Below are 1,829 nucleotides of genomic sequence, written 5' to 3' on the forward strand. Positions count from 1 at the left end.
CCACACCCCCAGGTCCATCCTGAAATCACCAACATGGACCCCGACGGCCCACTCGCTCACTCGCCGCCGCCGTCCCTCCGTACCCGCCCCCACGGAGGACGCGATGACCGCCCCCCACCAGATCCCCGACCTCTTCGCCCTCTCAGAGATCCACGGCCCCGTCCTACGCCCCGGCGAACGCGCCTACGCCGACGAGATAACCGGCTTCAACCTGGCCTCCCTGCACACCCCGGACGTGGCCATAGGCGCCACCGGCGCCGACGACATCGTCACCGCCATGCGCTGGGCGCACGCCACCCGCACCCCCGTCGCCGTCCAGGCCACCGGCCACGGCGCCAACTTCCCGATCGAGCACGGCCTGCTGATCAACACGTCCCGTATGACGGACGTCCACGTCGACCCGACCACCCGCACCGCCACCATCGCCGCGGGCGCGAAGTGGAGTCACGTCATGGACGCGGCCGCCCCCCACGGCCTGGCGGGCCTGTGCGGCACCTCCACGGACGCGGGCGTCGTCGGCTACGTTCTCGGCGGCGGACTCCCGGTCCTCGGCCGGGCCTACGGCTACGCCGCCGACCTGGTCCGCTCCCTCCAGGTCGTCACCCCGGACGGCCACCTGCGCGAGGCGGACCCCCGGCACGAACCGGAACTGTTCTGGGCCCTGCGCGGCGGCAAGGGCAACGTCGGCATCGTCACCTCGCTCGTCACCGAACTGCTGCCCCTCCCCCGGCTCTACGGCGGCGCGATCCACTGCCACGCCGAGCACACGGAGACCCTGCTGCGGACCTGGAAGGACTGGACCCGCACGGTCCCGGACGAGATGTGCAGCATGTTCTCGGTGCTGCGCCTGCCTCCGATCCCGCAGATCCCGGAGCCCCTGCGCGGCGGCTTCTGGGCCCGGGTCGCGATCGCGTGGCCGGGCGACCCGGCCAAGGGCCAAGCCCTGATCGCGCCGCTGCGCGAAGCCGCTCCCGTCGCCGTCGACACCGTCGAGGAGATGGATCACGCGGCCATGGACCGTATCCACATGGAACCCCAGGACCCGCTCCCGGCACGCGAGTGCTGCACGCTCCTGCGCGACCTGACCCCCGACGCCGTCGACACGTTCCTGGAGCAGGTCGGCCCCGCGGCCGGCGCCGACCACCCCCTCCTCATAGCCTCCCTGCGGCACATGGGCGGCGCGCTGTCCCGCCCGTCCGCCGTCGAGGACGCCGTCTGCTCCCGCGACGCCGGCTACTTCATGGAGTCGGTCGGAATCATGCCCGCCCCACCCGTGGCCGAGGCCGTCGAGCAGGCGACCCGCCGCCTCTACACGGCCATGGCCCCGTACGGAACGGGCCGCACCATGGTCAACATCCACGGCACCCCGGGCGACGACCAGGACCGCGCCCGCGCCTGGACCCCGGAGGTCTACGCCCGCCTACGCCACGACAAGGCCACCTACGACCCGGACAACCTCCTGCGCTACGGCCACGCGGTGACACCCGCGTAACCGCAGCCGGTTTCAAGCAGCGCGAGGTGCGCCGACTGCTGTCGGCGGCTCCTATCCGGATCGGCAGTCGCGGCATCGACCGGCGTGCGGGGCGCGGAAGGCGCGCTCGCAGCCGTCGCACGTCTGGAAGGGGTGGGGGCGGCAGCGGACGGTTCCGGTGTGCGTGGACGCGGCCGGAGGGCTCGCGGGCAGAGCCGGTGGCAGCAGGTGCTCAAGGCGGTGGGAGAGCACACCGGCGGGGTGCCGCATGTCATCGGGGAGGTTGGCCGTCAGGACGCGGTGGACGACGGCGGCCGTGGCACCGCCGTCGAACCAGGCCGAGAAAGCGGCCAGGGAG

1 protein-coding gene and 1 pseudogene are annotated in these 1,829 nt (G+C 73.0%); one reads left to right on the forward strand and one right to left on the reverse strand.

Annotated elements, in window-relative coordinates; genetic code table 11:
• The first annotated feature begins 103 nt into the window (after window positions 1–103).
• Window positions 104–1,492, forward strand: a complete 1,389-nt coding sequence (locus ABZ281_RS47960) for an FAD-binding oxidoreductase (protein ID WP_356664988.1) — start codon at window positions 104–106, stop codon at window positions 1,490–1,492.
• Between the two features lie 51 nt (window positions 1,493–1,543).
• Here the strand turns inward: ABZ281_RS47960 and ABZ281_RS47965 are convergent.
• Window positions 1,544–1,829, reverse strand: a pseudogene (locus tag ABZ281_RS47965) (helix-turn-helix domain-containing protein); the annotation flags it as partial.

The organism is Streptomyces sp. NPDC006265 (assembly GCF_040613555.1).
Taxonomy (GTDB): domain Bacteria; phylum Actinomycetota; class Actinomycetes; order Streptomycetales; family Streptomycetaceae; genus Streptomyces.

What these genes read in the sequence shown, in the direction of transcription:
- ABZ281_RS47960 (WP_356664988.1), top strand. Translation starts at nt 104, where the DNA reads ATGACCGCCCCCCACCAGATCCCCGACCTCTTCGCCCTCTCAGAGATC.